Here is a 25,482-nt window from a genome sequence, read left to right as displayed (position 1 = left end):
GTAGCGTGCCGTTCGCCGGGCATATTGCCGACGGGTGATTTTGGTCCAGGCCATCGTGGTCTCCATCGAATCTCGCAAATCCGAAGGAATCATAACCTGTTGAAATCACCCACCTCTTTTTGAGGCAGCCTCTAAGGTGTCGTTCGCTTGATCACCGTAACTCGATCAGTATCCGCCCCCGTAATGACTATCTTTGCCATGTCTCGACAAACTTCGAGCCAGCGATACCGACAATACCCTCGTGGAAAGCTGAGAAGGAAAGCTCTTCCTCTTGATCTGTCCAACCTGCGGCGGCGTTGGCAGCGCGAGTCTTGACCAACGTAACCTGGAGAACAGCGTTGGTCGTAGGGGCTGCTCGGCTCACCTCCGAAGGGATTCGAAGCGGAAATCAATGGTCAATTCTGACGGTCTTTTGGTGGCACGGAACCCTCCAGAGCCGTAGCGTATCGAAGTAGCTGTTCTGCAAACTGTTTTGCAGCCGCTGGGCTCATTGATAGCTGAATTTGGTTTGGTGAACGGCCGGTGCGATGGGCTTTATCTAATTCAGCCTGTGACTTCGCATAGCCTATGCGGATGGCGACATTATGTGGAGCAATAGTTGTTACGCCCCAGTCATACAAAGTATCGACCTTAATTTCGCCTACGCTGCGAAAGCGCCATTTCGATGGATCATGATCGCTCAACTCTGGTCTCCCGCTGGCTTCAAATGCTGCCCAATCAACCCCCGCGTTGTAGCGCGGTTCGCATGACAGGCTAAGTTTCAGATTTGCTGAAGCGACGCTTCAATAGGGCGACAGTTTCTCCACTGGCTTCCCAGCGGTGCGGAGCACACCCGTTGCAAAGCGTACGGTCTATTTCCGGAACGTAACGTCCTTGGTAAACGCTTCTCCCAAACTGGAATTTGGTCCCGCAGACATCACAAGTATGGAAGATCTTGTCTCCAATGATTTCCTTAAACGGCATCTTTTACCTCCGAGCGTGAGGACTGACGACGAGAGGGTAGCCGATTCGATCGATAAGACGAACAAGCGGAAATATTCGCACGACAGGTAAGCTTCCGGCATCTCACCGTCTTGAAAATGCGCTCAGCGACCAATGAAGCTACAGCTCCTGATAAGTCTCGGTCGTTCCGTCGGAAAATACCGCCTTGGTTACAATGAGGGTGGCCCTCGCTACGCCGGTCTTAACCGGCCCCAAGAGTTTATCGAACGGTTCATCTTGAATGAATTGGTTGTCCTCCCAAGAATAGAAAAGCTCGCTTTCGATGGTTTTGCCGGGAGGTATTTTGATGTCGAGCTTCGATTTCCCTTCGATGATCTCGTCGCCGAAAGCATCGGTAATTGCCATGGTATGCTCGATGGCAACGACTGTCTTTTTCGTGCCATTCCGGAAACTGGGGATTAATTCAACCCTTGGGCTGTAAATTCGCTTCCTAAGATCTTTTTCCTGTAGCAACAATCTTGCATTCACCAAGGTAATCGGCGCTGCGGCTTTTGGTTGGTCGGTCGGTCTTGAGGATTGAGCTTCGCCCACTTTGATAGCGTCGAAGCAAGTCAGACGCTTCAGCGAATCCGGCTCGGTTTTGCAGGTCGTTATATCTTCGGAAAGGCCCGCAAGCGCGGTCCCCGCAGTCAGCATCAGTATTCCAGCGACAAAGAAAAAGCGCATGTTCTCCCCCACGCCTAATGCGCGCAGATTGAAGGCTCAAACACGTTTTAGTCAAGCATAGAAAAGTAGCTATAAAAACGACGGCCACTGTAAAATGCTGTGAACAGCGAGATTAGCTCCCTTGGAGCTATTGTTGATTTCCGTGATGATTTAATCCGCTTTTGCGTTTGGCCAAGGTCCAGTAAGAGCTTAGAATAATCAATTATTTCAAATGGTTGAATATTCCAAGCTGGGTCAGCGCAAAATGAAAATGCGGATCAAAATCTCGCGCAACTCAACATTCAGAGCGTAGATACCGTCGAGCCCCTTTATCGTCGTCGTGATCCGGCTCAAGCGGCAATCTCAAGCACTGTTGCGTAGAACAAGCTTATCCTGCGACAAATCTACGCAAAATCGCTTTGTGAGATCGCTAAGCTGGCGATGGATCTCGTGATGATCCATATTCTCCAAAATGTCTGGCGCATCCAGCTCAACTTCCCGCTGACCTACGGGCAGAGTTGGCATTGAAAGACGCAGCCCGCCCGCTGGCATCGTTGCCGTGCTGACGATTGCTCCATCGGCGTCACAAACGATAATCAATCGCATCCGCGTACTCCCCTATTTCCTTGAAAATATGTGACACGGCGTCAAGCGACAACAGAAGTAAAAATATCGAAATTGGTAATTGTCGTCCCATAGGAGCCGTGTGAGTTATTTCTAAACACAATATCCAGCATATGCATCGGTTCTCCAGGATGCTCGAGTCCCACCGTCCTGACCGCCATCTGAATAACTTCCATATATTGTGGAGGCTCTAATATCCCAACACTCGGATGCGCTGTGACTGTGACAGCGCCCTTAAAATTGGCAGGACCTAGTACAAAATAGGCAGTTCCATCGGGTGGAATTTCATATGCAACACTATTTACGAAGAGAGTTGTCTGAGCCATTTGTGATTCCTCGCGAATTGCTGGTTGAAACCGGCCGGGAAGACGTAGCTGCAATGGATCTCTGTTTTGGCAACCTGCTATAGAATTTGGAAAGAGTCAATGTTGACCTCAAGTTGCTTGCGCATAGCGATCATCTATTGGGACACCCTCCACTCGGTCAGGCCGCCGCCGAGCGCAACCTTTACGGATGGCGCGTAGCCTCGGAGAAATCGTGGATGCGGCGGTGCACGAACTGCTCCTGTCCATTCATTGAGCCGCCAAAAACGACGCTCGCTACAGCAAGTATGATGGACTGAGCACCTCACCGTCCTTGGTGACGATCGTCGACCCATAGGGCTCGCGGGCCGTGACGATCAGTGCACCGTCGGCGAGTGGTCGCGCAAGATCCTTCGCCTCATCCCATGGCGCCGCCATCCAGACATCGGTCTCCTCCTTGGTCAGCAGCAGGACCGGCATGGCCTTGCCATGAATGGGTTTGACTAGATTATTCGGATCGGTCGTCAGAAACCCGTAGAGATCGTCGGTCGTGAACCCGTCCTTGACCTTGCGGACGGAGGTCCATTGCGGAACATGGATGCCGGCAAAGAACATCAGCGGCTTAGCTTCGTCGCGCGCGAACCAGGCGTTCGGTACATTGCCGCCTGCCTCTTGGCTTGCCGGATCCGGTTCGGCAAAGCTGGTGACCGGCACGAGACAGCGGTTTTCGACGCCGAACCAGCGCCTCCAATGCGGAAGCTTGAGATTGCGGATATTGGTGACGCCGCGATCGGCCTGCTCGCCCACCAGCTGCTCGAATTCAAATTCCTTGCCCTTCGCCCGCAGCTTCTCGGCCTTAGCCTGTGCGGCCTTTTCAAGAACAAACCGCGGCGAGGGAAGACCCCAGCGCGCATGGACGAGCTGTTTCTTGCCGTCCTTGGTGTTTCGCACGATCGGCCCCATCTGGTCCGGGTTCATCTGATAGGCCGGCATCAGGTTGATCAGGCTCTCGGCATCCTGAGCCCACTTGTTCACCCAGTCCTTATCTTCCATGCGGTACAAATTGCACATCGGCGCTCCATCTCCCTGAAGCCGGCAACATGGTAGCCGACGAAACGCCGGAATGCCAATTGGCTGCGGTCGATCTGAAGTTTCGGAAATATTTGCACGGTGTCCGTTCTGACGGCTCGAAGTCATGCCCATGATTCTGAATGTGAATCTTAAAGTTCACTAAAATAGAGGGATAATATTCCTATTCCGGGTTGCTTGACTTGCAAATCGAAACGGAACATTTAGTGAACATATGACTTGACCGACATGACGTCGATACCCAAACGACTTCCACAAGGACCCGTGAATGATGACTGCTGCCCGTGATAGGGTGATATCCGACCTGAAAGACCGCATTGCCTTACTGGAAGGCAATGCCGCCAGAACACTCGGATGTCTTGCCTTTGGTGTCGCCGAGATCGATGCGACGCTGCCGGGAGGAGGCCTTGCCTATGGCGCCGTGCACGAATTTGCCGGCGGTGGAGCAGGGGTCGTCGATGGTGCTGCCTCGGCGCTCTTTGCTGCCGGAATTGCCGCACGGACGAAGGGAAAGATTGTCTGGTGTCTGACGCGACCGGATCTGTTTTTTCCGGCTCTGGCGCAGGCTGGCCTTCATCCGGATCGGGCTGTCTTCGTTGAGGCCGATCGCGAGGAGGACGTCCTCGCGTCGATGGAAGAGGCTCTGGCCTTTGGCGGGCTTGGCGCCGTCGTCGGCGAGATCGTCCGATTGCCGATGGTTGCCTCGCGTCGCCTGCAGCTTGCCGCGGAAAAAACGGGCACGATGGGACTGGTCGTCAGGCGCTGGCGCCGGCAGACGGAGGCATCGGACTTCGGGCAGCCGACGGCGTCGACCACCAGGTGGCGGGTGAGCGTGTTGCCATCGGAAGAACTGCCGGTTCCAGGCGTCGGGCGGCCAAGATGGCTTCTGGAGCTGATGAGAGTGAAGGCGGGTGAGTGCGCTGAGTTTGTCGTGAGGGCGTGCGATGCCACGGGTCGTATCCATCTATCTGCCGGATCTGCCGATCGAGCGGATCAGGCGGATGGATCACAGAGCAGAATTATCGCCTGACAGGCCGCTTGTCCTGATTTCCAGGAGTGGTTCCAAGCGTCTGGTCTCTGCGGCCGACGCCAAGGCGCGCGAGGCGGGTATCCGTGTGGACATGCCGGCCGCCAAGGCGCAGGCGATGGTGCATGGTCTGCAATTTGCCGATGCGGATCCGGCAGCCGATGCCGAGGCGCTCAAGCGCATCGCCCTTTGGGCTTTGACGCAATATTCCCCGATCGTCGCCGTCGACGGCACCGACGGGATCGTCATGGATACAGAAGGCGCCGATCACCTGCGGGGCGGCGAGCTTCCGATGCTGACCGGGATCGCCAACCGTTTCCGGGCGCGGGGGCTGACCGTCCACGCGGCGATCGCCGATAGCTGGGGTGCCGCGCATGCCTGCGCCCGCGCCACCCATCGCGAGGCCGTCGTCATTCCCGCCGGAGAGATCGCTCGTACCGTCGAACGGCTGCCGATCGCGCACCTGCGGCTGCCGGCGGAGATCGTCAGCATCTTGCACACGCTCGGTTTCAAAACCATCGGCGAGTTGTCCGCGACGCCGCGGGCGCCATTGGCGCTGCGTTTCGGCCCGGAGATCGGCAGGCGCCTCGACCAGATGTTTGGTCGTGTGTCCGAGCCGATCGATCCGATCCGGGCGCCGGAATGGATCGAAGTCAGCCGCTCTTTTGCCGAACCGATCGGCGCTGCCGAGACAATCAACAAATATGTTGGCCGCCTCATCGTCAAACTGGTTGCCGAGCTACAGCGCAGGGGGCTCGGCGTGCGGCGGACCGACCTCATCGTCGAGAAGGTTGACGGCACCAGGCAGGCGATCCGCGCAGGAACGGCGAAGCCAGCGCGCGATGTCGCCTGGCTGACAAAACTGTTCCGCGATCGCACCGAAACGATCGAGCCCGGCTTCGGTATCGAGAAACTGACGCTCGTGGCCGTCATGACCGAACAGCTTGGCGAGGAGCAGCGATCGTCCCTGGTCGATGACGGAACTGAGGATATCACGCCTTTGATCGACACCTTCGGCAACCGGGGACAGCGTGTCTATCGCATCGCCCCCGTCGCATCCGATGTTCCCGAACGCAGCATTCGTCGGGTTTCGGCGGCAGCCGGCGATATCGCCGAGACTTGGGTGCATCATTGGCCGCGGCCCATACGGCTTCTGGCGCGACCCGAGCTAATCGAGGTCATCGCGCTTTTGCCCGACCACCCGCCGGTTTCCGTCACTTGGCGCGGCAGGCGCCGGCGCGTGAAGCGCGCCGACGGGCCGGAGCGGATTTTTGGCGAGTGGTGGACGAGAAGCTCCGAATTCGATGCGGTCAGGGATTATTTCGTGATCGAGGACGAGGCCGGCGAGCGCTTGTGGATCTTTCGCTCCGGCGATGGTGTTGATCCCTTAACCGGTTCGCATCGCTGGTTCCTGCATGGAATTTTTGCATGAGCTACGCCGAGCTGCAGGTCACCACCCATTTTTCCTTCCTGCGTGGCGCGTCGTCGGCCGACGAGCACCTTCCCAGGGTGTATTGCGATCCACCTAGAGGTTTCATACGCTAGATATCAAATCGCGGATTGAGTTCAGGGCAGATTCATCAATGTTTTACGCGCAGTGTTCGAGCTTAAATGGGAGCGGTGTTGCGTGCGGCCCTATATCCTGATCTCCTGCTTCGTTGTTTCCATTTTTGCGCTCGCCACTTTCTCTACTCTGCCCAGAAACACGAGAGATGGATGGAATTACCTGCTGCCGTCGCAATTCGTGATAAACCAACGCCTCGCCCGCGGTTCAACGCAACTGCCAAACGGAACAGGCGTATGCGGAGCGGTAATCTACCAGCTATCTGAGGCGCAAACTGAGGAAATCCGGCGGAACGGCGCCGCAGCGCTTCCCTCGGATTTGATAGGCCCCGATGGATTGAAGTATGGGAGATGGGGAAATACCCCACTACCAAAAGACATGTTCGAACGTTACGTCTTCAACTCTACCGATTCTCCCGTTGGCCTAAACTGCGGCCACGGCGGTTGGGAAAAGGAATGGCGTGCTAACGCGCAGGTGGCGGGCAACTACTACTCGACCAATGGCAAGGCTCTGCTCCTGTTGAAAGCCTCAGAATTGCGAGACCATCCGGAATATCTAGCGGCCGTGGGATATTTCTATAATCCATAAGAGCCGGCGAAACGAATAATTTGCTGCCTGGGACATCTACGGCAGTCGACTCCAGGCACATCTACGCCGATGCACATCCCTGTCGGATCAGGCGACTTTCGCAGCAAGCATCTCGTTGATGCAATCCTCATTTCCTCAGCTCTCAGCTTCCCTGCAATTGAAGATTGAAGATGATTTGGGAGGCGCGAATAACGGAAGCCGAACGCATCGATCAACTGTTCCAGGTCTGGAACGATCAAGATTCGCCCGGTTGCGCGGTTGCGGTCATGCGCGATGGAGATGTTGTCTATAAGCGCGGCTTCGGCATGGCCAATCTGGCCCATGGCATTGCGATCGGACCGGCGACTGTCTTTCATTCGGCATCCGTCTCCAAACAATTCACGGCATTTGCAATCCTGCTGCTGTCGGCCGAAGCCAAATTGTCGCTCGATGACGACGTGTTCGGTTGCGTGTCGCTCTGATCCACATTTTCATCTGATGTTGAGCCATTCAATCGACGAGAACTCATTGATAGCTTTGCGACATCGCCATCGAAGCAGGATCACATTCGGCTGCAAAACTGGGCGAAATCGTGATGCAAATGAACACCAGCCCCTCGTACTTCAGAAGGCCGCTAATCCAGGGTTGTTTTTCGACAAACACAATCTTAAGGTACATTTTACCTTGCGAGGAGAGGCGAGTTCCGGTAGTCAAGTAACCGAATAGATACATTGGGGATGAGCATGAATCTTCGTTGGAAGGCGATTGCATTCGCAGGATTTTCGTTTCTGTCGTTCACGGTTGTCGGGATGGGGATTGTGCTTCCTGCGTGGGCCGCGTTTCATCTGGGAGGCTCCCAGCTTATCGGAATCTTGTTTTTCGCGGGAAGCGCGGCCGGCATTGTAGCTGCTCCAATCGCGGGACATGTTGTCGATAGTTTTTCAAGGACCAGCGTCTCCGCGTTCGGTCAGCTCCTGAGAATATTGGGGCTCCTCCTTTTGGCGATCGCCACGAAGACAACAGGATTGGTTGCCACGACATTCCTCATCGCTTCCTCAATCGTCAGCGTGTTCGGATTCATCCTACTTTCGGGCGCGCTAGGTGGTGTTTTGCAGGCTCTTGTTCCGCCAAAGGAGCGCGTCGCGTTTGTTTTTCGGCTTTCCATCGCCAAACAATCTGGAATCGCGATTGGAACGGGGGCATGTGGGCTACTCATACAAGCCTATGGCGCTGCATGGTCCGCATTGGGAGCGATCTTGCTCATTCTACTATCGACACCGCTGGTATTGGCGGTTTGCGTAGATATACTACGCCAACGGACCACAGAAACGCTTTTAAAATCATCACTGGAAGCGCTTCACTATCTCGCCAGAAACCATCAAGCCCTGTCGGCCTCCTGCGGCGTCGGCCTAGCATTCGCTTTAGTGCAAATCGCCAATCTGTTGCTCCCAGGCTTTGTCTACCATACGCTCGACGGAGACAGTGATTTGTACGGACTCATGGAGATGGTGGCGACCGGAGGCGGTATCGCCGCAATAGCCGTCAGCAGCACTCGAAAAATCGCGGAAAAACTTAAGCGGAACTTCGTCGCGCTCCTTATCAGCGCTGGCCTGCTCTTCATGGCGCTCTCGGTTACAACGAGCAGCATGTCGGCAATCATCATATACGGACTTGCCGGGATGGTTTGGAGTGTTCTCCGCTCCGGAGCGGATGGTCATTTGCTGGAGGTTGTCGATGTGAAAATAATCGGTCGCGTGCAGGCATTCACCACTTTGCTCACTGCCGTTATCGGCATGCTGACCTTCCTAATGCCAATCCTTTTTGATCAGACCAAGGAAGCAACTCTTTTTGCCATTTCCGGAACGATGGTGGTTCTAACCGCGTCGGGGCTGGGGCTATGGAACGTCCGGGCCGCCAAATCGAATGAGAACATTGCTAAGAGCTGAAATGAGGACTCGGACGATGCTCGATCGGATAATAGGCTACAGGCTAAATATCAGATAAGCAGAATTCTGGAACTTACAGGCGGTTTGTTCGAGCGCGGATAGCGCCGCCAAACGGAATGCAGTCCGCGCTACTCGAGTTTGCAGCAAATATGCAAAATGGCGTAACAGGGGGCCGCGCTTGAAGCGAGCAGCTTCATCGGCCAGCAAATGCAGGACTTATCGCGCGGACTCAACGGCGTTCCCGACGGTGTCGCCAAAGACGTTGCATCCTCTATTACGTACATCAAGTCTCGCCTCGGCGCGCTATTTCGAACCGTATGAACCCGGTAGGGCGGAGCGAGTGCGGGCATGAATGTCAGACTTTGGCGGTTGCAAATGCAGTTCCTCGTAGCCGGTAAAAGATTTAAAAAAGATCAATAGGTTATCTTACTCGTGAACAATCGCGTGGGAGGGGTCGCTGGTTCGAATCTGTTCACATCATACGGATCCGATTTCGTTGACTGTGGGTCGTGATTGTTTATTTGCGTCAAGCGTTCACCCAAGTTTTTATTTCGTCGTTACCCTGCTTTAAAATCGACATAGCAGATCCATCAATTGGTTCCCCGTTACTGAACGGATCACCCTCAAATGAAAATCCCGATCAAAGCGTCGTGAAACTCAACGCCATCTTCGCCGCGGAAAAAGACAAGCTCGGCGCGCTATCGGAGCAGCGCAACCTTCCCTTGTTGCATCAATGATCTATAAGAACCCGTTCTCACTTCCTCGTTACAAGCTGGTAAGGCCACCACTTCGGAAATGGGAAGCCGCCATCTGGCGCCAAATTGAAGGAACGCGGCAGTTTCTATCATGTTATTTTTGTTCATTTTCTCTTTGTTCGCGAGCCCCTGGATAGGTCTCATGCTACATGAGATGGGCCACGTGCTGGCCGGCCGCAGTGTTAAGATGCAGATAGTGGAAATTCGTCTCGGTCGAGGGCCGACGATCTTTCGCGCGCGATGGTCTGGAGCCGAAATTATCATCGGGCTCGTCCCGCTGGGCGGCCGAGTAACGGGCATTCCAAAATTGCGTTACGCCAAAGCGGCGCGGGTGCTGTTCATTGCCGGCGGACCTCTACTGGATCTGGTCTGGTTCTCCACCTTAATCACTATCCTCCGATTTTCGAGCGATGCCGTTGCCGTCAAGGTGACACTCCTTCCCGCTCTGGCATTTCAACTTTTTATGATCTACTCGAATTTGATGCCCCATTACGGTAGGCTCTACGGCGAGCGTACGGCAAATGACGTGCTGGCCTTGTGGCAAACCATGCGGGCGAAGGTCGATTGTCTTGCGACTCACCGGCAGCTTTATCTGGACGCATTGCGACCATATGCGGATATCGAAGAGCCTGTGCTTGGCCGCCAATCGGATCGGATCGCCTATCTCCTCCTCGAACTCAACAACTTGCGCCAGAATCAGCCCGAGCAACAAATCGCGGCACTAGAGCACGAGCTGTCGATCACCCCCTCGCGCAGTGAGCAACTCCTCATCATGGAGAGCATTGCCATGCATGTCCTTGCAAATGAAGGCCTGCGCGATAACGCGTATCTCGACCGATCGACACAGAAGGCACTCTTGCTCGCACCAGAGCTTGGCACGTTGAAAGGCACTCGCGGCGCTGTTTTGGCGCGCCTGGGTCGTCATGAGGAGGCGCTGGCGATGCTTGCTGAAGCCGACAACAGCAATAGTATGAACCGCTGTTTGAACGCCGCATTTCGAGGGCTTGCGCATTTCCACGCGGGCCGGAAAGATCAGGCGACTGCGGAGCTCGAGATTGCTTCCGCAATCGTGCAATCGGAGGGCTGGGCAAGCTCAATCGCTGGCCGGATTGTAGATGGCGTTATTGCTGAAATCAGCAATTTGTTGCTCCAGCCAAGGAAAAACGCGGACCGGTCAACAACAGTCACAGGCCCTTCAGCAGTTACCTAAGCGCTCGTATTTTTCACACTAGCGGATCAAGTTACCCCCATTACCCCTTTGTGGATTGTAAGCCTTGGCTCCAAGGCGCGGCAATCAAATGTCGGCACACTCCTTCTGATCGCAAATGGGTCATTTCAGTGAGGTCAAGCTGATGTATGCCATGGAAAAAATTGAGGTGGAGGACTTTTTGAAATAACAGGGTCGTCAGTTCTTATCCCTTCAAGAGCTGTCATTCCGCCGCGGTAAGGTTTGAGGACATATTCGGTATGGCCTCGAATGAAATCGCTTGGGAGATATCCTGATGAGCGCGATCATCTCACCTCTGTGAGCGGCGCCATGCACCGGGTGTTTTGCCTGCCCGGCGCTTGAATGCCCGGTTGAGATGCATCGCGTCGGCGAATCCCGTCGCCTCCGCGACCGCATCCAACGCGATTTCCGTGTCGAGGAGCAGTTCTTTTGCGAGTTTGATTCTTTGCTCGAGCTGCCACTGGTAGGGTGACAGGCCGGTTGACGCCTTAAACGCTCGGCAAAAATGCCACTGGGACTGGTTGAGAATACCCGCCAACTCGCTGAGTTCGATCTGACGAGGCAACTGTTCACGCATATACTCTGTTACGCGCTTCACCTGCCATCGAGCGAGCTTGCCCGCTTCGCGTACCTCTGTATCCCCTGCCGACAGGATCGCGAAAATCGCCGCGGTCAGGCTCTCACCGAGCAAGTTAGAGGATTGGTCCACCCGGGGAACATCGAGCAGCATACGGACGAGCGTAAGAATTCGGTTGTCCATAAATCTGATGCGGGGACTCTCGAATGCCCGCGCGGTGAACTCCTCACCAAAGGTTCGATCAAGTGTCGGAATATCAAATCTCAACACCGCATAGTGGCAGTAGTCTAGGTCTCCGTAGCCCCACAACCGCATACCCTTCGGGATAAGCGCCATATGGTTTGGACGGTGGTCGATCGGACATGCCTGGTCCCTCTTTAGACGGGGCTCGGTAAAGCCGCCGACTTCATCGAGATTTATGGTCAAGCCGGTTTCATCTTCCCGGACCAGCTCGTGAAGAACTTTCCCCTGCAGCCGTTCACGCCGCTCGTCGATCGTCACGCCGTTCCAAGATCCCGTCCAGCTATCAAGTTTGACGATCTTGGTGAGAAAGTCGGCTTCGTCGTCATTGGCGGTCATTGCAGGTCCGGGAATAGCGTTGACGCAGGGAGGTCATGGAGTTCGAAACTGCTGCGCAACGCCACCGGCGTCATATTGACCTTCTTCCTGAGGACGCGGATGATTAGCCCTCGAGCTGCCGAACCCATCGCGTCAGCCACGGCATCGACCGACTGACCATCATCGCTTTAAGACATTCAGCGGCCCCGGTTCAAGCGTCCAATTGCGACCGGCACGCAGATATTCGCTTAGCGCATTACCCCTGGCTGGTCGTCACAGCGACAGGTCACAGGTGAGACACGCCACGAGGCGCGCTCGGGAGGCCAGCCCCGACGGTAGTCTGCGATAGCCCGACCTGCAACGGCGTGAGAGTTACTTTGACATTGCGATTGCGCCAACGTCAAATAGTCGAAATGAAGAGAAGTCCCGCGCCGCGCATCATCCACTTCTCAAATCCTCAGGCGCCGATAGCCTGCAAGAATCTTGCAGGCTATCGGTTCACATCAATCTGCCTGCACCTGCAGGACCTTGCCGGGCTTGCCGTCAACCGATGCGGCAACGACGATATACCTGCGCTCATCCTTGTGGTTGGATTCGACGATCTGCCGGATCGGACCGACCGCGTTGACGATCGCCGAGCCGGCCGGGTTCGTCATGAAGTTCGACAGGCCCTGAAGGGGGCCGCTGCCATCTGCCTTGTCTGACAGCGCCAGCACATACATCGTCTTCGGTTCCAGCCCTGTCACCGATGCCTGCAACACCTGCGTCAGCCCCTGATCGAAGAGCGTAACGCTCGTAGGTGCCGTCTTATCCTTGTCGCCCTTTGCCGACAGCGTCAGATGCGCCGCGACGCCTGCGGTGCCGAGCGGCTGCAGGTTCTGCATGCCGTCACCTTCAGGAACCGCGTTGGGCACATAGTTGACGGCCTGCGCGGCCTGGCCGATCGGGATCGTCGCAATGACCTTGTTGGTCAGCGTATCGATAACCGCCATGGCATCGGCATTCTCAAGGCCGACATAGACGCGTGTGCCGTCACCCGAGGGCCAGACTCCGTGCGGCAGGTTGCCGACCAGTATGGTCGCGACCTGTTCGAAATTGTCGGCGCGGAAGACCTTCACCTCGTTGAGGCCGCCGACCGTGACATAGGCAAAGCTGCCGTTCTTGTTGGTGACGAGATTGACGTGGTTGGTGATCGGACCGGTATCGATCGTCTTGATGACATCGAAGGGCGGTTTTGCGTTGAAGACCTGCACCTTGCCGGTGTCCTTGAGGGTAAACCAGACCTGGCTTCCATCGGGAGACGCGGCGATGTTCGGGCAGAACGGGCTTGCCTGTTTCACATGGCCTACGATCTGGTGATCGGCGACGGTGACGACAACGGTCTCGGGATTGAAGGACGAGCAGATGTATCCGTACTTACCGTCCGGCGAGAAGATCTGCATGCCGGGACCTGCCGGCACCTTGATTTGCGCCTTTTCCGCGAATGTTGCGGCGTCGATAACCGAGATGTAATCCTCGCCACGAACCGTCACCCAGACTTCCTTGTCATCCGGGGTGTAGAATGCCTCGTGCGGGGAGCGACCGACATAGGTCGTGTGCTTCACCGCGTTCGTCGCGGTATCGATGAAGGTGACGGAATTGGAGCCGATCGAGACGACGGCGATCGTTTTCTTGTCCGGCGAGAAACCCATGCCGTGAACGAGAACCTGGCCCTTGTAGAGCGGGCTCAGGTTGCCGGGCTGCGGGTCGCCGAGCTTGATGACACCGAGAAGTTTGTTGGTCGCCGGATCCGTTACCGAGACGGTATTGGAAAATTGCTCGGCGGCATAGACACGGTCCTTGCTGCTGACCGGGATATCGGCCTCGGCGGCGGCGAAGGGCGCCTGGCCCGCGAAGGCGGAAAAAGGCAATAGCATACTGCCCGCCAGCAAGCTGGCGGCGAAAGATGTCCGGATGTTCATGGTGAATGGCCTTTGACTTACATCTTCATGTTTGAATCCATGCCCGGCGTGGTCTGGCCGGGCATGGGGCGGGCGGGGGTGCCCTCCGGTGCGACCTGTGTCGGGGCTGCGTCGGATGGGGGAAGCGGATCGCCGATCGCAAGCTTCATGGCTGCGATCTCCTGCTGCTGATCCACGATGATCTCCTGCGCGATGCGCTTGAGTTGTTCGTTCTTACCGTATTTGAGAACCGCGAGCGCCATCTCGATGGCGCCTTGGTGATGGGGCGTCATCATCGCCACGAAGTCGCGATCGACGTCACCCGATGGTTTGACCTCCATGTCGGCCATCATCTTGTTCATGGCTGCGTCGTTTTCCGCGAGATAGGCGGCCTCGGGCCCGGCACCATCGGTCTGCACCGCCGCGTGATCGTGCTGTGAAGGATCATGGGCAGAGGCGACGCAGGCACCTGCCGTTGCGAGAACGGTGGCTGCAAGGACTATCGACTTTCGGGAGAACCAGGGGTTCATCGGCTTTTTCCTTCTGTTGCGTCGCGGTGGCGTCGGACGTCGCCCGGCGCAAAGGTTTCACATGGTTGCGAAAGCCTTGCGGAGTTCCTCGGTAAAGATTTCAGGCTGTTCGAACGCCGCGAAGTGTCCACCACGCGCCACCTCGTTCCAGTAGGTCAGCCTCGAGTACATGCGCTCGCCCCATTTTCTGAGCGGACGGTAAAGTTCGGCGGGAAAGACACTGACCGCAACCGGGATATCGAGCTTCTGCGGGCTGAAATCGGTATCGAAGCTCTCGGCATAGAGCCGTGCGGACGAGGCCGCCGTGTCCGTCAGCCAGTACAGCATGATGTCATCCAGCATCTGGTCGTAGCCAAGCTCCTTTTCCGGGTGATGGTTCGAATCGGTCCAATCGCCGAACTTCTCGTAGATCCAGCCGGCTTGACCGACGGGCGAGTCCGCAAGCGCATATCCGATCGTCTGCGGTCGCGTGGACTGGATCTTGGCATAGCCGGATCGATGGGTGGCGAAGGAGACAAGCTGGGCGATCGAGGCTTGCTCCTCGGAATCAGGAGTGCCTTCGATCGGCGGTGGAAACAGCAGCGGCAGATTGAGGTGAACACCCTTCAGGCCGGCGACATGTTGCTTTGCCATCCATGTCGTGACACCCGCACCCCAGTCTCCACCTTGCGCATAGTATTCGGTGTAGCCCAAGCGCTCCATGAGCTGCGCCCACGCCCGCGCGATCCGCGGCAGCCCCCAACCGGTCTCCTTCGGCTTGTCGGAGAAGCCGTAGCCGGGCAGCGAGGGGATGACGACGTGGAATGCATCTTCGGCCTTGCCACCATGGGCCATCGGATCGGTCAGCGGGCCGATGACGTTGAGAAACTCGACGACGGAGCCAGGCCATCCATGCGTCAGGATCAACGGGCGTGCGTTCGCATGTTTCGACTTCACATGGATGAAGTGAATGCCCAGGCCGTCGATCTCCGTACGGTATTGCGGGTAGGCGTTCAGGCGTTTTTCCAGCCGACGCATGTCGTAGCTGTCGCGCCAGTATCTCAAGAGTGGCTCGACCGAATTCAGGGGAGCGCCCTGCGACCAGTCGGAGACAGTTTCCTTCTCCGGCAGGCGTGCCGCACGCAGCCGAGCACGAAGGTCGTCGATTGCCGCAGCCGGGATCTTCACCCTGAATGGATCGACGGCATACGTTGCGGTCGGCAGTTCCAGGCCACCGGTCGAAGGCGTTGCAGCTGCCGTCCCGCCAACCGCCAAGAAGGTCGAAACAGCCGCCGCGGCTGCGAGGAAAATCCGGCGGCTCGGGTCAACATCGCTCAGTCGGTCGGGTCTCACATTGTTCATTGGTGTTTCCATTCTGCTTGTTCGAGGACTTGCCTTGATCTAAGCGGCAGGCGACCTGTGCAGAAGCGGCGACGCATGGAGATACAATCCATGAGGATGGATGATCAGAATGCGCCGCTGCTGTTAGAAACCGGCAGTAGCCGGATGCATGGCCGCCAGGATCGCAGCAATCTTCACGCGCGCTGCATGGCCGCGCCGAGATTTCCCAAGACACCGAGTTGACCCATGATGATGGTCGCGGCGGTGTAGCAATGGAAGGATGTCACCTTGCCGTCCTTGAGGTGGAAGACGTCGCAGCAGGGCGCGTGCATTTCCTTTCCGGTCGCCGGTATCGTTCCGGCAGGCAGGGCGAGCGGACCTGTATGCGTGCCGTTGAGGGTCAGTTCCACGATGACCACGTCGTCGGTCACGTAGAAGTTTCCGAGTTCGCGATGCATGTCGTGGAAGGCGGTGGCGTAGATCTCGACCGTCTTGCCAATGTCGGCGCCGTAATATTTCGCACCGGCCGACACGTCCCAGAAATAGCCGCCCTCGGCGAAGAGGGCGACGAATGCCGCGACGTCCTTCACTTCTGCGGTCCGGTAGAGTTCGCGGATGATTTCTTCATTGGTAGGCATGTTGTTTCCTTGTTTTTGCTAGAGCTGGATCAGCGGATGGACTTGAAGGCCTTGCGCATTTCCTGCGCGAAGAGGTCGGGCTGTTCGAAAGCGGCGAAGTGACCGCCCTTGTCGACCTCGTTCCAGTAAAAGAGGTTCGGCCAGTGGGCTTCGGCCCATGCCTTCGGCGCCCGGTAGATCTCCTTCGGAAAGATCGTGGCGGCCATCGGCAGTTCTATCCGGCCGGCGTCGAAGCCGCCGCCGTTGCGGGCGTTCTCCCAGTAGATGCGGGCGGACGAGGCGGCTGCGTCCGTAAACCAGTAGAGCGAGATGTCATCGAGCATCTCGTCGACCGTCAGGGCGTCTTCCGGGTCGCCGTGATTGTCCGTCCAGGCCTGGAACTTCTCGTAGATCCAGGCCGCCTGGCCGACGGGTGAATCCGCGAGTGCATATCCAATCGTCTGGGGCCGCGTCGCCTGCTCCTTGAAGTAGCCGAACTGATCGTTTGCGAACTTCATCGCCGCGTCCATTGCGGCCTTTTCGTCTGGTGTCGGGTTTTCGGGGAATTTTTCCGGAAAGACGAGCGGCCAGTTCACATGGGCTGCCACCAGGCCTTCGGGGCGGATATGGCCGAGCGCATGGGTAACGCCCGACCCCCAGTCTCCGCCTTGCGCGACCCACCTGTCGTATCCGAGGCGCTTCATCAGCGTGGCCCAGGCGTTGGCGGTCCGTACGACGGTCCATCCTTCTGAGGCGGGCTTGTCGGAAAAGCCGAAGCCGGGCTGCGATGGAATGACGACGTGGAAGGCGTCCTCAGCCGTGCCGCCGTGCGCGGTCGGGTCGGTGAGGGGACCAATGACCTTGAGGAACTCCACGACGGATCCCGGCCATCCATGGGTCAGGATGATCGGCAGGGCGTTCTCATGCTTCGACTTCACGTGGATGAAATGGATACCGAGACCGTCGATCTCGGTGCGGAACTGTGGGTAGGCGTTGATGCGCTTCTCGAACTTGCGCCAATCGTATTTTCCCTCCCAATAGGCGATGAGCTTCTTCGCCTTTTGAAGAGGTACGCCTTGGGACCAGTCCGAGACGGTTTCCTGATCCGGCCACCGGGCATTCTTGAGGCGGCGCTTCAGGTCGTCGAGCACGGACTGTGGTACGGACACCTTGAATGGCTCGATGTCTTTCGTGGCCGGAGGAACACTTGGAGAGGACGTTTGAGCCGCTGCCTGGGAAACGAAGGCAGTTGCGGCGGGTAAGGCAAGGACAAGCTGCAATACTCGCCGGCGAGACGTGTCGGTCGATTGAACTGACATGGATTTTTTCCTGAGATCGAGGTCTTATTTGAGGAAGTCGGTGATGTATTTCAGGGTCTCTTCCGGCTGCTCCTCAGCAATGAAGTGACCGCTGTCGGCGATCTTGAATGCCTTCAGATCGGTCGCCTTCCGTTCAAGCGTTGTCTTCAACCAGACGTAGCCGGGGCCGCCGAGCGCCAGAACAGGCATTTCGAGTTTGGCGTAGATGCCATCATCGAGGATGTCTTGTGGGAAGGCCTGGTACCAGGCGTTTCCGGCCCGGATCGCATCCCGGCTCGCGTAGGCGGCCGCATAGACGGCACGGTCGCGCGCGTCGATCTTGCTCTCGTCCTTCATCAGGTACCGGAAGAACCACTTTTGCTCGATCTCCTGGCGACCCTCCAGGATGTCTTCAGGCAGGCCCTTGACCTGGTGGAAGGCGAACCACCAGGGATAGGCGTGATTTTCATCTATTCTGTCGCCGAAAGTTCCGACCGTCGGAAGAAGCGGCCATTTGGCGAGCTCTGCGTCCGGGTGCGGAACGTCCAGCATCACTACCTTGCCGGTGGCGTCCGGAAAGTTGGCGGCGTAGGCGAATGCGACCATCGAGCCGATATCGTGGCCAACCACGTCCGCTTTTTTATAGCCGAGCGCTTTGACGAGTTCGTGGACGTCGCTTGCGAGAACCTTCTTCTCGTAGCCTTCTGTCGGTTTGTCAGATTGTCCCATGCCGCGGATGTCGAGCGAGATAACCGTATGGGACTTCGCAAGCCCAGGCATGATCTTATGCCAGGACCACCAGGTTTCCGGCCAACCCGGCAGTAGAACCACAGGCGAACCCTGTCCGCCGATGACGTAGTGAAGGGTTATCCCGTTCACGGTAACATCGGCGTTGCGAAAGCCTGGAAGGGAGGCAACAAGCTCTGCGTCGCTTGTGGCTTGGGGAGGCGTGCCCACGTCTGCGGATTGAGCGACACCCAAATCAGTCGTGGCTATGAATACGGCAAATGCGGCGGTGGCAAACGTCAAAGGGCGTAAGATCACTTCAGATCTCCTTGGTTCTGAATTTGGGAAGGAACATGGTCGTCGCCACTAGCAGCGCCGCCATGAGGTTGAAAAACGCACCGGCCACGAAAGCGGCAGTAAAGCCTTGTGCATCGGCGATCATCCCGCCAAAAAATGAACCGGCTGCAAGCGCGATCTGAAAGACGCTGACGGTGATGGCAGAGCTGCTCTCGAACCTCGCGGGATCTGAAACAAAGGTCCAGATTTGCACGCAGACCGGAACGGCGCCGAACGCTGTTCCCCAAAAGGCAACGGCGATGCCTTCGGCAAGAAGATTCCAAGAGAAAAACGCGGTCAGGATAATAGAGATCGCCATCGCGAAGGCAACCAGCATGAAACCATGGGCGGGCTTCTGGCGGCTCAGATGCTCGCCAATGAACGTGCCGACAATACCGAAAGCGCCGTATATCGCTAGGAAAAGGCCAAGTGCTGTCGGATCAAGTCGCGCATTTGTATTCAGGTGAGGCTCAAGGTACGTGTAGGCGGCAAAGTGACCGCCCGCGGCTAAGCCCGTCGCGGCAAAGGCGAGCGTCAGGCTGCGACTGCGCGCTGCGTCAAGCAGCCCTGCCAACGACTGTCCGGTCTCGATGAGAATTTTCGGCAGGAGGATTGCCTGCGCCACCGCGACGATCAGGCAAAGTGCGGCAACGGCAATAAGCGACAACCGCCAACCCATGACGCTCCCGAGTGCGGATCCGAGTGGTACGCCGATGACTGTCCCAATCGATATTCCCGCCATGATGATCGATGTCGCGCGATTGCCCTCCTTGCCGGAAACGAGCTTCCGCCCAACAGCTGCGGCGAAGGTCCAGAAGCCCCCGACGCTGACGCCAAGCAAGGCTCGGCCGATAATTGCGAGCTCGATGCTGGAGGCGATTGCGACGACGAGGTTCGAAATCAGGACAAGGATGGTGAAGCCGATCAACAAGAGCCTGCGATCCAGATCCCGCGCAGCGATTGTACAGACGGGCGCGGCGATAGCCGCCACGATGCCAGGTGTGGTGACCAACAGGCCTGCCTGGCCCGGGTCGATGTCGAACTGCTCTGCGATATGCGACAGCAAGCCGATTGGAAGAAACTCGCTCGTCACCAGCATGAAGGTGCCAACTGCGATTGAAAAAACCGCATCCCATCGGGAGCCTGCAGGCGCGCTGAATGCCGTCATGTTGGATCCTTCAGATTGCTAGCCGCAGAAAGTCCCTACCGCCGCAACCAATATGTTGGCTGGCGCCGGAACGAGCTCAAACGATCGATGTCTTTGTCGGTCAAAGTAGAGGCGCAACCCCCGGCCGAGAAGCATGCCGGCATGGAGACATCATCCACGGGGATGGATGATGTCGTCGCCTGCGCGGCCCGTTGTCTTTATGCCTTCACGAAGGCAAGCAGATCGGCGTTGAGCGTGTCCGCATTGACCGTCAGCATGCCATGCGAGAACCCAGGATAGGTCTTGAGGGTCCCATTTTTCAGGAGCTTGATCGACTTTAGGGCCGCGTCAGCGATCGGTACGATCTGGTCATCCTCGCCGTGAAGCACGAGCGTTGGGACCGTGATTGCTTTCAGGTCTTCCGTCTGGTCGGTTTCGGAGAAAGCCTTGATGCCTTCGTAGTGGGCCTTTGCGCTTCCCATCATACCCTGGCGCCACCAATTTTGGATGACGCCTTCCATGACCTTGGCGCCATCGCGGTTGAAGCCGTAGAAGGGGCCGGCCGGTACGTCACGGAAGAACTGCGCACGGCTGGCGGCAAGAGCTGCGCGGAAACCGTCGAAGACCTCGATCGGCAAGCCTTCCGGGTTGCTTGCAGTCTTGACCATTAGTGGCGGTACGGCGGACACGAGGACCGCCTTGGCGACGCGGCCGGCGGGCTGGCCGTGCTTGGCGAAATAGCGGGCAACTTCGCCGCCGCCGGTGGAGTGGCCGATATGAATCGCGTTCTTCAGGTTGAGATGCTCGACGACGGCAAAGGCATCGGCGGCGTAGTGATCCATGTCATGCCCCTCGGAAACCTGGGCCGAGCGGCCGTGGCCACGGCGGTCATGGGCGACGACGCGATATCCATGCTGAAGGAAGAACAGCATCTGCGCGTCCCAATCGTCCGACGACAGGGGCCACCCGTGGTGGAACACGATCGGTTGCGCATCCTTGCGGCCCCAGTCCTTGAAAAAGATGTCGACGCCGTCTTTGGTCTTGATGAAGCTTTCGGTCATGGCTTGGTTTCCGTCCTTGGGAAGGTCCGATGATTTTGTCTGGGCGAAGCTCGGCGCTGCTGAGAGCGATATCGTCGCGGCCAGCGCGGTGCCCGTCAGCAGCGCATCGCGCCGGGCGAGAGGCAGGGTCTTGTCATTCAAGGTCACTGTCGGAGGTTTCCGTTCGAGGTCTCTAAAAGGAACGTGCAGAAACTAATCCGCCAACGCAGGGCAGACGATGCGCGTTCTTGCGCAAGCTGCACATTCTTGCGCCAAACTTCGGCTCGGACGATTTCAACGGTTTACCCGACCAGCCGAATGGGTAGGTTTCGCTCTGACCGGTGTGTTTGCCGCGAGATCAAGGGAGATCGGCAGGGAGATGAGTGGCGAAAGGGCGAGGGATCTTCATGAAAACGTTGTTCGGATCGATCGCAGCGCTCAGTCCTGGAATGGCGTGACCATCGTCGACGTACACGAGTACACCAAGGGGGAAGTTCTGCATTCGCTGCTGAACGAAGAGGAAACCGGCATCGCCATGGCAATCGACGAAGTTGGAGGTATTACGGAGCCCCGCCTGAAACCGCAGCAAGCCTGTACTCTAGACCACAAGCCCAACCATATGACATTGGTACCACGGGGAATGCAGCTTTGGGGTCACGCGACGCAGGGACTGCACTATAGCCGGTACGCGCTGCTGTTGTTTGATCTGGAGAAGCTGGAGGCGAAATTCCAGGAGGATTTCGACGCCCAAAGTTTCGCGCGCCTTCGTATGCGTTTCACGGACGATCGGATTCATGCACTCGTGCGGATGCTCATCGCCATCCCGAAGGACGATGCGTCAATGACGTTGCTGGGCGACAGCCTGACGTCGGCGGTGTTCGCGCTGTTGTCGTCAGACGAAGAGCCGCCCGCGGCAAGGGCCAAGCTCACCGACCAAACGTTCTCGCTGGTCGCCTCTTATCTGCAAGATCAGTTACCGGAAAAGATCGGGCTTCGGGAGCTATCGGAACTTGCGGGGATGTCGCAATGGCATTTCTGCCGTGCCTTCAAGTCTTCGACCGGCCTGTCCCCCTATCAATGGCAGCTCGAGAAAAGATTGGAGATCGCACAGGGTCTGCTACTCCAAACTGACGCTCCCCTTGATTCCGTTGCTAAAAGCGTCGGCTTCTGCGATGCCGCGCATCTCAGCCGCGCATTCAAGAGACGAACAGGCGAAACCCCTCATGCGTGGAGACGCACTCGGCGATGAATACACGCGAAGCAGAACTTCTCGGCTTGCCCTACAACATCAGTAGCATCGCCACGCGCACGCAAAGCTGGAACGGCGTACGCATCGATATCACCAAAGCACATTATACAGAGGGTGAGATCCTGCATCCGCTTGGCTACGAGAACCAGACGCGACTGTCGATCAATCTCGACGAGGTGGGCGGCATCACCGAACCACGCTTGAGCAAGAATGTACCATGTGCCGTCGAACACAAGGCACGCTATATGGCTTTCGCGCCGGCCGGGACGCCGCTTTGGGGCTACTCTTCCAAACTCGGCTATTGCTACGACGCGACGGTCATGTTCGACCTCGATGCTCTGACCGAGCGCCTGGAGCATCAGGTGGCGCCTACGACGGGGGAGGCGCCGCGGTTGCGGTTCGCGGAACCGCGGATATGGACCCTTGTGAACATGCTCGTCGCCATCCCCCATGACGACAGCTCGTACCAGCTCTACGGCGACAGCCTTATCGCCGCTATCTTTGCGATCGCCTTCGAATCGCGGGAAACGCATGCCCGATCCGGAACGCTGGCAAGCTGGCAGCTGAATCGGGTGACGGACTACATGAGGCTTCGCCTTCCGAAACAGGTCGAACTCCAGGAACTCGCGTCCCTGGTTGGCCTTTCACAATGGCATTTTGCGCGTGCATTCAAGGCATCGACTGGATTGTCGCCTTACCAATGGCAGTTGGATGCCCGCTTGAAGCAGGCACGCCACCTGCTTCTCAAGACTGACCAAACCATCGAGGATATAGCCGTCGCGACCGGTTTCTCGGACCAGATGCACCTGAGCCGGCAATTCCGAAGAAAGACGTGGATGCCGCCGGCGGCGTGGCGGCGCACGCATAGGGCATGATCCAGCTGCGAGGCGAAGAACTGTAACTTTTTGCGGACATGTACGTTCTTGCTGAAATCGCCGAAACGTCGATGAACGGGTGTTGTCGCAGATCCAAAGCTGAGTAAATTTGCTTGTCATGAAACATGCCCCTGAAAGGGCATTCCCGGCTTCACGGTTCAGGCTATCGAAATGGCAACGGTATTTGAGAGCGATCTTCCAGAAAACGTCCTCAGTATCGAGAGAAGAAGTTGGACGTGGAACGGTGCCACCGTCGAAGACATCCACGAGCATGCCGAGGGCCGCGTCATCCATCCGATGCCGCATGCCAACGAAACGCGGTTCACCGTCAGTCTTGCTGAGGTCGGAAGCGCGACGGAATGCAGGCTTAAACGAGACCAGGCCAACCCCATCGAGCACAGCATCAACCATATGGCGGTGATATCTCGCGGGATGCCGTGGTGGGGTTATGCAGGCCGGCTCCGATATGCCCGATATGCAATGATCGTGTTCGACGTCCCTCGCTTGGAAGAGCGGCTGCAGGGCGATTTCAGGCCGGCTGTTTTCGAAGAGCCACGGTTGCGATTCAGCGATCCACGCATCCTGTCCTTGGTAAAGATGCTGATAGATATTTCCGACGTCGGCGCTTCTTCCTCGCTGTTTGGTGACAGCCTCGTCGCCGGCGTGCTCGCCTTGTTGAGCGCTATTCCGTCCATCGAACGTCAGCCCAAGAAGCTGGCCCCGTGGCAGGTCCGCCGCGTAACGGACTATATGCGCAGCAGGCTTCCTCGCCCGATCGAACTTGGAGAACTCGCCGCGCTGCTTGGCCACTCACAATGGCACTTTTGTCGTGCGTTCAAGGCGTCGACCGGAACCTCGCCATACCAGTGGCAACTCGACGAGAGGATCAAGATGGTCCAGGGGCTTCTCCTCAACTCGGAGGCTCCGCTTGACGTCATCGCCGAAGCAACCGGGTTCGGTGACGCCATGCACCTGATCCGCACATTCAAGAAGCGGTCCGGCCTGACGCCGGCAGTCTGGCGGCGCGACAACAGCTTTCGCTAGCCGCGCGCCGCCGATATGATGCTGCAATCCCTATGGTGTCAGGAGACGCGACCGCGCGGGTCGTCGATGTGCTGCTTTGCGACATCGTAGCGGATACCCTGTCGGTCGAGGATCCGGACATTCTTTACCACCCTGCTCAGAGCCTCCAGAAAGATCGGAGAGTTCTCGTGCGCTTCATAGGCGGCCTCGTCTCTCCAACCCTCGACAAGGTGGAAGGTGTTCGGGTCCGTCAGATCCTGCGCGAAGGCGTAGAAAATGCATCCTTCGATCTCGGCCGCCGCCTTCATGTCCGGGATCACCGCATCGATGAAGGTCTGCCGATCATCTGGATGGACACGAAAATAGGCGCTGACGAGCACATTCGTCGGCAGTGTCTTGTCGTGGTCGGCCATTACCGTTTTCTCCTTTGGCTGGCTGACAGTGTCTTTCGGGTACCCGGCGCCTAGCGCGACGCAATCAGAACCGTGCCGGATTTGCCGGGTTTTTCGACAAGGGCGGCGGCCTTGCCGACATCCGCGAGATCGAACGTCTGCTCGACCCGAAAGAGCTCCGGTTTGCCGGCTGCAAGCTCAAGCGCCAACTTGAGATCGGCCTTGCGGACTTCGACAGGCAAGCCAGCCCACCGCCCGACCGTCACGCCTGACAGCCGGATGTCGCGTGTCGAAAAGTAAAGCGCGGGGACCGAGATCGGCTGCCCGGAAAGATCGCCGTAAGACACAAGGCTGCCGCCTTGGGCGAGCAGCCCGACTGCCGCACTGGCCGTCTCGCCGCCAACAGGGTCGAGCACCACGCCGATGGGATGGCCGTCGGCGGCCGTAACGACCTTGTCCTGCCAGCCTGACTTGTCTGTGGAAACCACCGGCAGATCCGGATACACGACGTTGAGTTCGTTCACGCCGGCTTCCCGCCGGACGACGCCGACGACATCGAAGCCGCGATCGAGAAGCAGTCCGATCACCAGTCTGGCAACGGCAGATCCGGCGGCGGTGAGAACGACGACGTCGCGGCCCGGTTTCGCGCCGGATGTCTCGACGGCCCGCAAGAGAAGCGCCGTCGTCAGCGGATTGACATGTAGCTGAGCAGCGGCCACGTCCGAGACGTCATCAGGGATCTCGGTGACGTATTCGGCCGAGACGATGGCCTTTTCGCTCCACGCGCCTCGGCCGGGGAAGAAGGCGACGCGGGTGCCTGGCCTCAAGGCGGCTCCATCGCCTGCTTCCTCGACGATGCCGTAGCCCTCGAAGCCGACGCGCACGCCCTCCTTCGGAACCACGGCTCCCGGCTGGTAGCGTCCGGCTATGCCGAGAAGGTCGCCGTGGTGGACTGGCCGGAGAAGCACCCGGATCAGCACTTCGTTGTGTGCCGGACGCTTCAGATCTTCGACTTCGACTGCCTGAAGAACGTCCTCAGGCTTCCCATGCTTGAAATAGACTGCGGCACGCATCGCGGGCTCTCCTTGAGAATGAGAAGCGGAGC

The 25,482-nt window shown here is 57.7% G+C and carries 25 protein-coding genes and 1 pseudogene; 9 read left to right on the top strand and 17 right to left on the bottom strand.

Features of this window, described 5'->3' with window-relative positions; genetic code table 11:
- The 6 genes and pseudogenes from HGP16_RS30035 to HGP16_RS30010 all read right to left on the bottom strand — a co-directional run.
- Positions 1 to 93 (bottom strand): annotated as a pseudogene (locus HGP16_RS30035) (IS5/IS1182 family transposase); the annotation flags it as partial.
- 302 nt (positions 94 to 395) lie between these two features.
- Complete coding sequence (locus HGP16_RS30030; RefSeq protein WP_168843595.1) at positions 396 to 683, bottom strand: hypothetical protein; 288 nt, start codon at positions 681 to 683, stop codon at positions 396 to 398.
- A gap of 418 nt (positions 684 to 1,101) precedes the next feature.
- Positions 1,102 to 1,668: a hypothetical protein gene (locus HGP16_RS30025; RefSeq protein ID WP_168843594.1), complete on the bottom strand. Its 567-nt coding sequence runs from the start codon at positions 1,666 to 1,668 to the stop codon at positions 1,102 to 1,104.
- A gap of 342 nt (positions 1,669 to 2,010) precedes the next feature.
- Positions 2,011 to 2,253, bottom strand: a complete 243-nt coding sequence (locus tag HGP16_RS30020) for a hypothetical protein (RefSeq protein ID WP_168843593.1) — start codon at positions 2,251 to 2,253, stop codon at positions 2,011 to 2,013.
- A 41-nt stretch (positions 2,254 to 2,294) separates the two neighbouring features.
- Positions 2,295 to 2,597, bottom strand: coding sequence for a hypothetical protein (locus tag HGP16_RS30015; protein WP_168843592.1), 303 nt, complete (start codon positions 2,595 to 2,597; stop codon positions 2,295 to 2,297).
- A gap of 273 nt (positions 2,598 to 2,870) precedes the next feature.
- A complete protein-coding gene (locus HGP16_RS30010) occupies positions 2,871 to 3,644 on the bottom strand; it encodes an SOS response-associated peptidase family protein (protein ID WP_168843591.1) in 774 nt (257 codons plus the stop codon).
- 289 nt (positions 3,645 to 3,933) lie between these two features.
- Between HGP16_RS30010 and HGP16_RS30005 the strand changes: the two genes are divergently transcribed.
- From HGP16_RS30005 to HGP16_RS29980, 6 genes are all read left to right on the top strand, one after another.
- Positions 3,934 to 4,692, top strand: coding sequence for an ImuA family protein (locus tag HGP16_RS30005; protein WP_168843601.1), 759 nt, complete (start codon positions 3,934 to 3,936; stop codon positions 4,690 to 4,692).
- Positions 4,607 to 6,121: a DNA polymerase Y family protein gene (locus HGP16_RS30000; protein ID WP_168843590.1), complete on the top strand. Its 1,515-nt coding sequence runs from the start codon at positions 4,607 to 4,609 to the stop codon at positions 6,119 to 6,121. Before HGP16_RS30005 ends, HGP16_RS30000 begins: the two co-directional genes overlap by 86 nt.
- 195 nt (positions 6,122 to 6,316) lie before the next feature.
- On the top strand, positions 6,317 to 6,841 hold the full coding sequence (locus HGP16_RS29995) for a hypothetical protein (RefSeq protein WP_168843589.1): 525 nt from the start codon (positions 6,317 to 6,319) through the stop codon (positions 6,839 to 6,841).
- 170 nt (positions 6,842 to 7,011) lie between these two features.
- On the top strand, positions 7,012 to 7,302 hold the full coding sequence (locus tag HGP16_RS29990; RefSeq protein WP_168843588.1) for a serine hydrolase: 291 nt from the start codon (positions 7,012 to 7,014) through the stop codon (positions 7,300 to 7,302).
- 261 nt (positions 7,303 to 7,563) lie between these two features.
- Positions 7,564 to 8,766, top strand: a complete 1,203-nt coding sequence (locus tag HGP16_RS29985) for an MFS transporter (protein ID WP_168843587.1) — start codon at positions 7,564 to 7,566, stop codon at positions 8,764 to 8,766.
- 897 nt (positions 8,767 to 9,663) lie between these two features.
- On the top strand, positions 9,664 to 10,731 hold the full coding sequence (locus tag HGP16_RS29980; RefSeq protein WP_168843586.1) for a site-2 protease family protein: 1,068 nt from the start codon (positions 9,664 to 9,666) through the stop codon (positions 10,729 to 10,731).
- A gap of 307 nt (positions 10,732 to 11,038) precedes the next feature.
- Here the strand turns inward: HGP16_RS29980 and HGP16_RS29975 are convergent, their stop codons facing one another.
- The 9 genes from HGP16_RS29975 to HGP16_RS29935 form a co-directional block, all read right to left on the bottom strand.
- Positions 11,039 to 11,905 carry a helix-turn-helix domain-containing protein gene (locus tag HGP16_RS29975; protein WP_168843585.1) on the bottom strand — a complete coding sequence of 289 codons (867 nt, stop codon included), beginning with the start codon at positions 11,903 to 11,905 and terminating at the stop codon, positions 11,039 to 11,041.
- Between the two features lie 482 nt (positions 11,906 to 12,387).
- The gene (locus tag HGP16_RS29970) at positions 12,388 to 13,845 is read right to left on the bottom strand and encodes a YncE family protein (protein WP_168843584.1); all 1,458 of its coding nucleotides are present in this window, start codon (positions 13,843 to 13,845) and stop codon (positions 12,388 to 12,390) included.
- Positions 13,846 to 13,862: 17 nt separating this feature from the next.
- On the bottom strand, positions 13,863 to 14,354 hold the full coding sequence (locus tag HGP16_RS29965; RefSeq protein WP_168843583.1) for a DUF305 domain-containing protein: 492 nt from the start codon (positions 14,352 to 14,354) through the stop codon (positions 13,863 to 13,865).
- A 57-nt stretch (positions 14,355 to 14,411) separates the two neighbouring features.
- Positions 14,412 to 15,695, bottom strand: a complete 1,284-nt coding sequence (locus HGP16_RS29960; protein ID WP_246705637.1) for an epoxide hydrolase family protein — start codon at positions 15,693 to 15,695, stop codon at positions 14,412 to 14,414.
- Between the two features lie 173 nt (positions 15,696 to 15,868).
- Positions 15,869 to 16,312: a nuclear transport factor 2 family protein gene (locus HGP16_RS29955; RefSeq protein WP_168843581.1), complete on the bottom strand. Its 444-nt coding sequence runs from the start codon at positions 16,310 to 16,312 to the stop codon at positions 15,869 to 15,871.
- 29 nt (positions 16,313 to 16,341) lie between these two features.
- On the bottom strand, positions 16,342 to 17,610 hold the full coding sequence (locus HGP16_RS29950; protein ID WP_168843580.1) for an epoxide hydrolase family protein: 1,269 nt from the start codon (positions 17,608 to 17,610) through the stop codon (positions 16,342 to 16,344).
- Positions 17,611 to 17,634: 24 nt separating this feature from the next.
- Positions 17,635 to 18,468 (bottom strand): alpha/beta fold hydrolase, encoded by an 834-nt coding sequence (locus HGP16_RS29945; protein ID WP_205927590.1) that lies wholly within the window; start codon positions 18,466 to 18,468, stop codon positions 17,635 to 17,637.
- A 166-nt stretch (positions 18,469 to 18,634) separates the two neighbouring features.
- Positions 18,635 to 19,819 (bottom strand): MFS transporter, encoded by a 1,185-nt coding sequence (locus HGP16_RS29940; RefSeq protein WP_168843579.1) that lies wholly within the window; start codon positions 19,817 to 19,819, stop codon positions 18,635 to 18,637.
- Positions 19,820 to 20,016: 197 nt separating this feature from the next.
- Positions 20,017 to 20,859: an alpha/beta fold hydrolase gene (locus HGP16_RS29935; RefSeq protein WP_246705640.1), complete on the bottom strand. Its 843-nt coding sequence runs from the start codon at positions 20,857 to 20,859 to the stop codon at positions 20,017 to 20,019.
- 358 nt (positions 20,860 to 21,217) lie between these two features.
- Here HGP16_RS29935 and HGP16_RS29930 point away from each other — a divergent pair, with 358 nt between their 5' ends.
- The 3 genes from HGP16_RS29930 (at position 21,218) to HGP16_RS29920 (ending at position 24,006) form a co-directional block, all read left to right on the top strand.
- Positions 21,218 to 22,087: an AraC family transcriptional regulator gene (locus HGP16_RS29930; RefSeq protein WP_168843577.1), complete on the top strand. Its 870-nt coding sequence runs from the start codon at positions 21,218 to 21,220 to the stop codon at positions 22,085 to 22,087.
- Positions 22,084 to 22,962: a helix-turn-helix domain-containing protein gene (locus tag HGP16_RS29925; protein ID WP_168843576.1), complete on the top strand. Its 879-nt coding sequence runs from the start codon at positions 22,084 to 22,086 to the stop codon at positions 22,960 to 22,962. The genes HGP16_RS29930 and HGP16_RS29925 overlap by 4 nt, the downstream gene beginning before the upstream one ends.
- A 171-nt stretch (positions 22,963 to 23,133) precedes the next feature.
- The gene (locus tag HGP16_RS29920; RefSeq protein WP_168843575.1) at positions 23,134 to 24,006 is read left to right on the top strand and encodes an AraC family transcriptional regulator; all 873 of its coding nucleotides are present in this window, start codon (positions 23,134 to 23,136) and stop codon (positions 24,004 to 24,006) included.
- Between the two features lie 38 nt (positions 24,007 to 24,044).
- Here HGP16_RS29920 and HGP16_RS29915 read toward each other — a convergent pair whose 3' ends face one another.
- Both HGP16_RS29915 and HGP16_RS29910 read right to left on the bottom strand, forming a co-directional pair.
- Complete coding sequence (locus tag HGP16_RS29915; RefSeq protein WP_168843574.1) at positions 24,045 to 24,398, bottom strand: putative quinol monooxygenase; 354 nt, start codon at positions 24,396 to 24,398, stop codon at positions 24,045 to 24,047.
- A gap of 50 nt (positions 24,399 to 24,448) precedes the next feature.
- A complete protein-coding gene (locus tag HGP16_RS29910; RefSeq protein ID WP_168843573.1) occupies positions 24,449 to 25,450 on the bottom strand; it encodes a zinc-binding dehydrogenase in 1,002 nt (333 codons plus the stop codon).
- Positions 25,451 to 25,482: the final 32 nt, after the last annotated feature.

Source organism: Rhizobium sp. P40RR-XXII, assembly GCF_012641405.1.
In the GTDB taxonomy this organism is placed as follows: Bacteria; Pseudomonadota; Alphaproteobacteria; order Rhizobiales; family Rhizobiaceae; genus Rhizobium.
This window is presented reverse-complemented; position numbering and strand designations above follow the sequence as displayed.

Excerpts from the sequence above, each read along its gene's own strand:
- HGP16_RS29925 (WP_168843576.1), top strand. The coding sequence starts at position 22,084 with ATGAATACACGCGAAGCAGAACTTCTCGGCTTGCCCTACAACATCAGT.
- HGP16_RS29980 (WP_168843586.1), top strand. The coding sequence starts at position 9,664 with ATGCTACATGAGATGGGCCACGTGCTGGCCGGCCGCAGTGTTAAGATG.
- HGP16_RS30000 (WP_168843590.1), top strand. The coding sequence starts at position 4,607 with ATGCCACGGGTCGTATCCATCTATCTGCCGGATCTGCCGATCGAGCGG.
- HGP16_RS29970 (WP_168843584.1), bottom strand. The coding sequence starts at position 13,845 with ATGAACATCCGGACATCTTTCGCCGCCAGCTTGCTGGCGGGCAGTATG.
- HGP16_RS29935 (WP_246705640.1), bottom strand. The coding sequence starts at position 20,859 with ATGACCGAAAGCTTCATCAAGACCAAAGACGGCGTCGACATCTTTTTC.
- HGP16_RS29990 (WP_168843588.1), top strand. The coding sequence starts at position 7,012 with ATGATTTGGGAGGCGCGAATAACGGAAGCCGAACGCATCGATCAACTG.
- HGP16_RS30020 (WP_168843593.1), bottom strand. The coding sequence starts at position 2,253 with ATGCGATTGATTATCGTTTGTGACGCCGATGGAGCAATCGTCAGCACG.
- HGP16_RS30015 (WP_168843592.1), bottom strand. The coding sequence starts at position 2,597 with ATGGCTCAGACAACTCTCTTCGTAAATAGTGTTGCATATGAAATTCCA.
- HGP16_RS29960 (WP_246705637.1), bottom strand. The coding sequence starts at position 15,695 with ATGAACAATGTGAGACCCGACCGACTGAGCGATGTTGACCCGAGCCGC.
- HGP16_RS29985 (WP_168843587.1), top strand. The coding sequence starts at position 7,564 with ATGAATCTTCGTTGGAAGGCGATTGCATTCGCAGGATTTTCGTTTCTG.
- HGP16_RS29915 (WP_168843574.1), bottom strand. The coding sequence starts at position 24,398 with ATGGCCGACCACGACAAGACACTGCCGACGAATGTGCTCGTCAGCGCC.
- HGP16_RS29910 (WP_168843573.1), bottom strand. The coding sequence starts at position 25,450 with ATGCGTGCCGCAGTCTATTTCAAGCATGGGAAGCCTGAGGACGTTCTT.
- HGP16_RS29950 (WP_168843580.1), bottom strand. The coding sequence starts at position 17,610 with ATGTCAGTTCAATCGACCGACACGTCTCGCCGGCGAGTATTGCAGCTT.
- HGP16_RS29920 (WP_168843575.1), top strand. The coding sequence starts at position 23,134 with ATGGCAACGGTATTTGAGAGCGATCTTCCAGAAAACGTCCTCAGTATC.
- HGP16_RS29965 (WP_168843583.1), bottom strand. The coding sequence starts at position 14,354 with ATGAACCCCTGGTTCTCCCGAAAGTCGATAGTCCTTGCAGCCACCGTT.
- HGP16_RS29940 (WP_168843579.1), bottom strand. The coding sequence starts at position 19,819 with ATGACGGCATTCAGCGCGCCTGCAGGCTCCCGATGGGATGCGGTTTTT.
- HGP16_RS29975 (WP_168843585.1), bottom strand. The coding sequence starts at position 11,905 with ATGACCGCCAATGACGACGAAGCCGACTTTCTCACCAAGATCGTCAAA.
- HGP16_RS30025 (WP_168843594.1), bottom strand. The coding sequence starts at position 1,668 with ATGCGCTTTTTCTTTGTCGCTGGAATACTGATGCTGACTGCGGGGACC.
- HGP16_RS29955 (WP_168843581.1), bottom strand. The coding sequence starts at position 16,312 with ATGCCTACCAATGAAGAAATCATCCGCGAACTCTACCGGACCGCAGAA.
- HGP16_RS30010 (WP_168843591.1), bottom strand. The coding sequence starts at position 3,644 with ATGTGCAATTTGTACCGCATGGAAGATAAGGACTGGGTGAACAAGTGG.
- HGP16_RS30005 (WP_168843601.1), top strand. The coding sequence starts at position 3,934 with ATGACTGCTGCCCGTGATAGGGTGATATCCGACCTGAAAGACCGCATT.
- HGP16_RS29930 (WP_168843577.1), top strand. The coding sequence starts at position 21,218 with ATGAGTGGCGAAAGGGCGAGGGATCTTCATGAAAACGTTGTTCGGATC.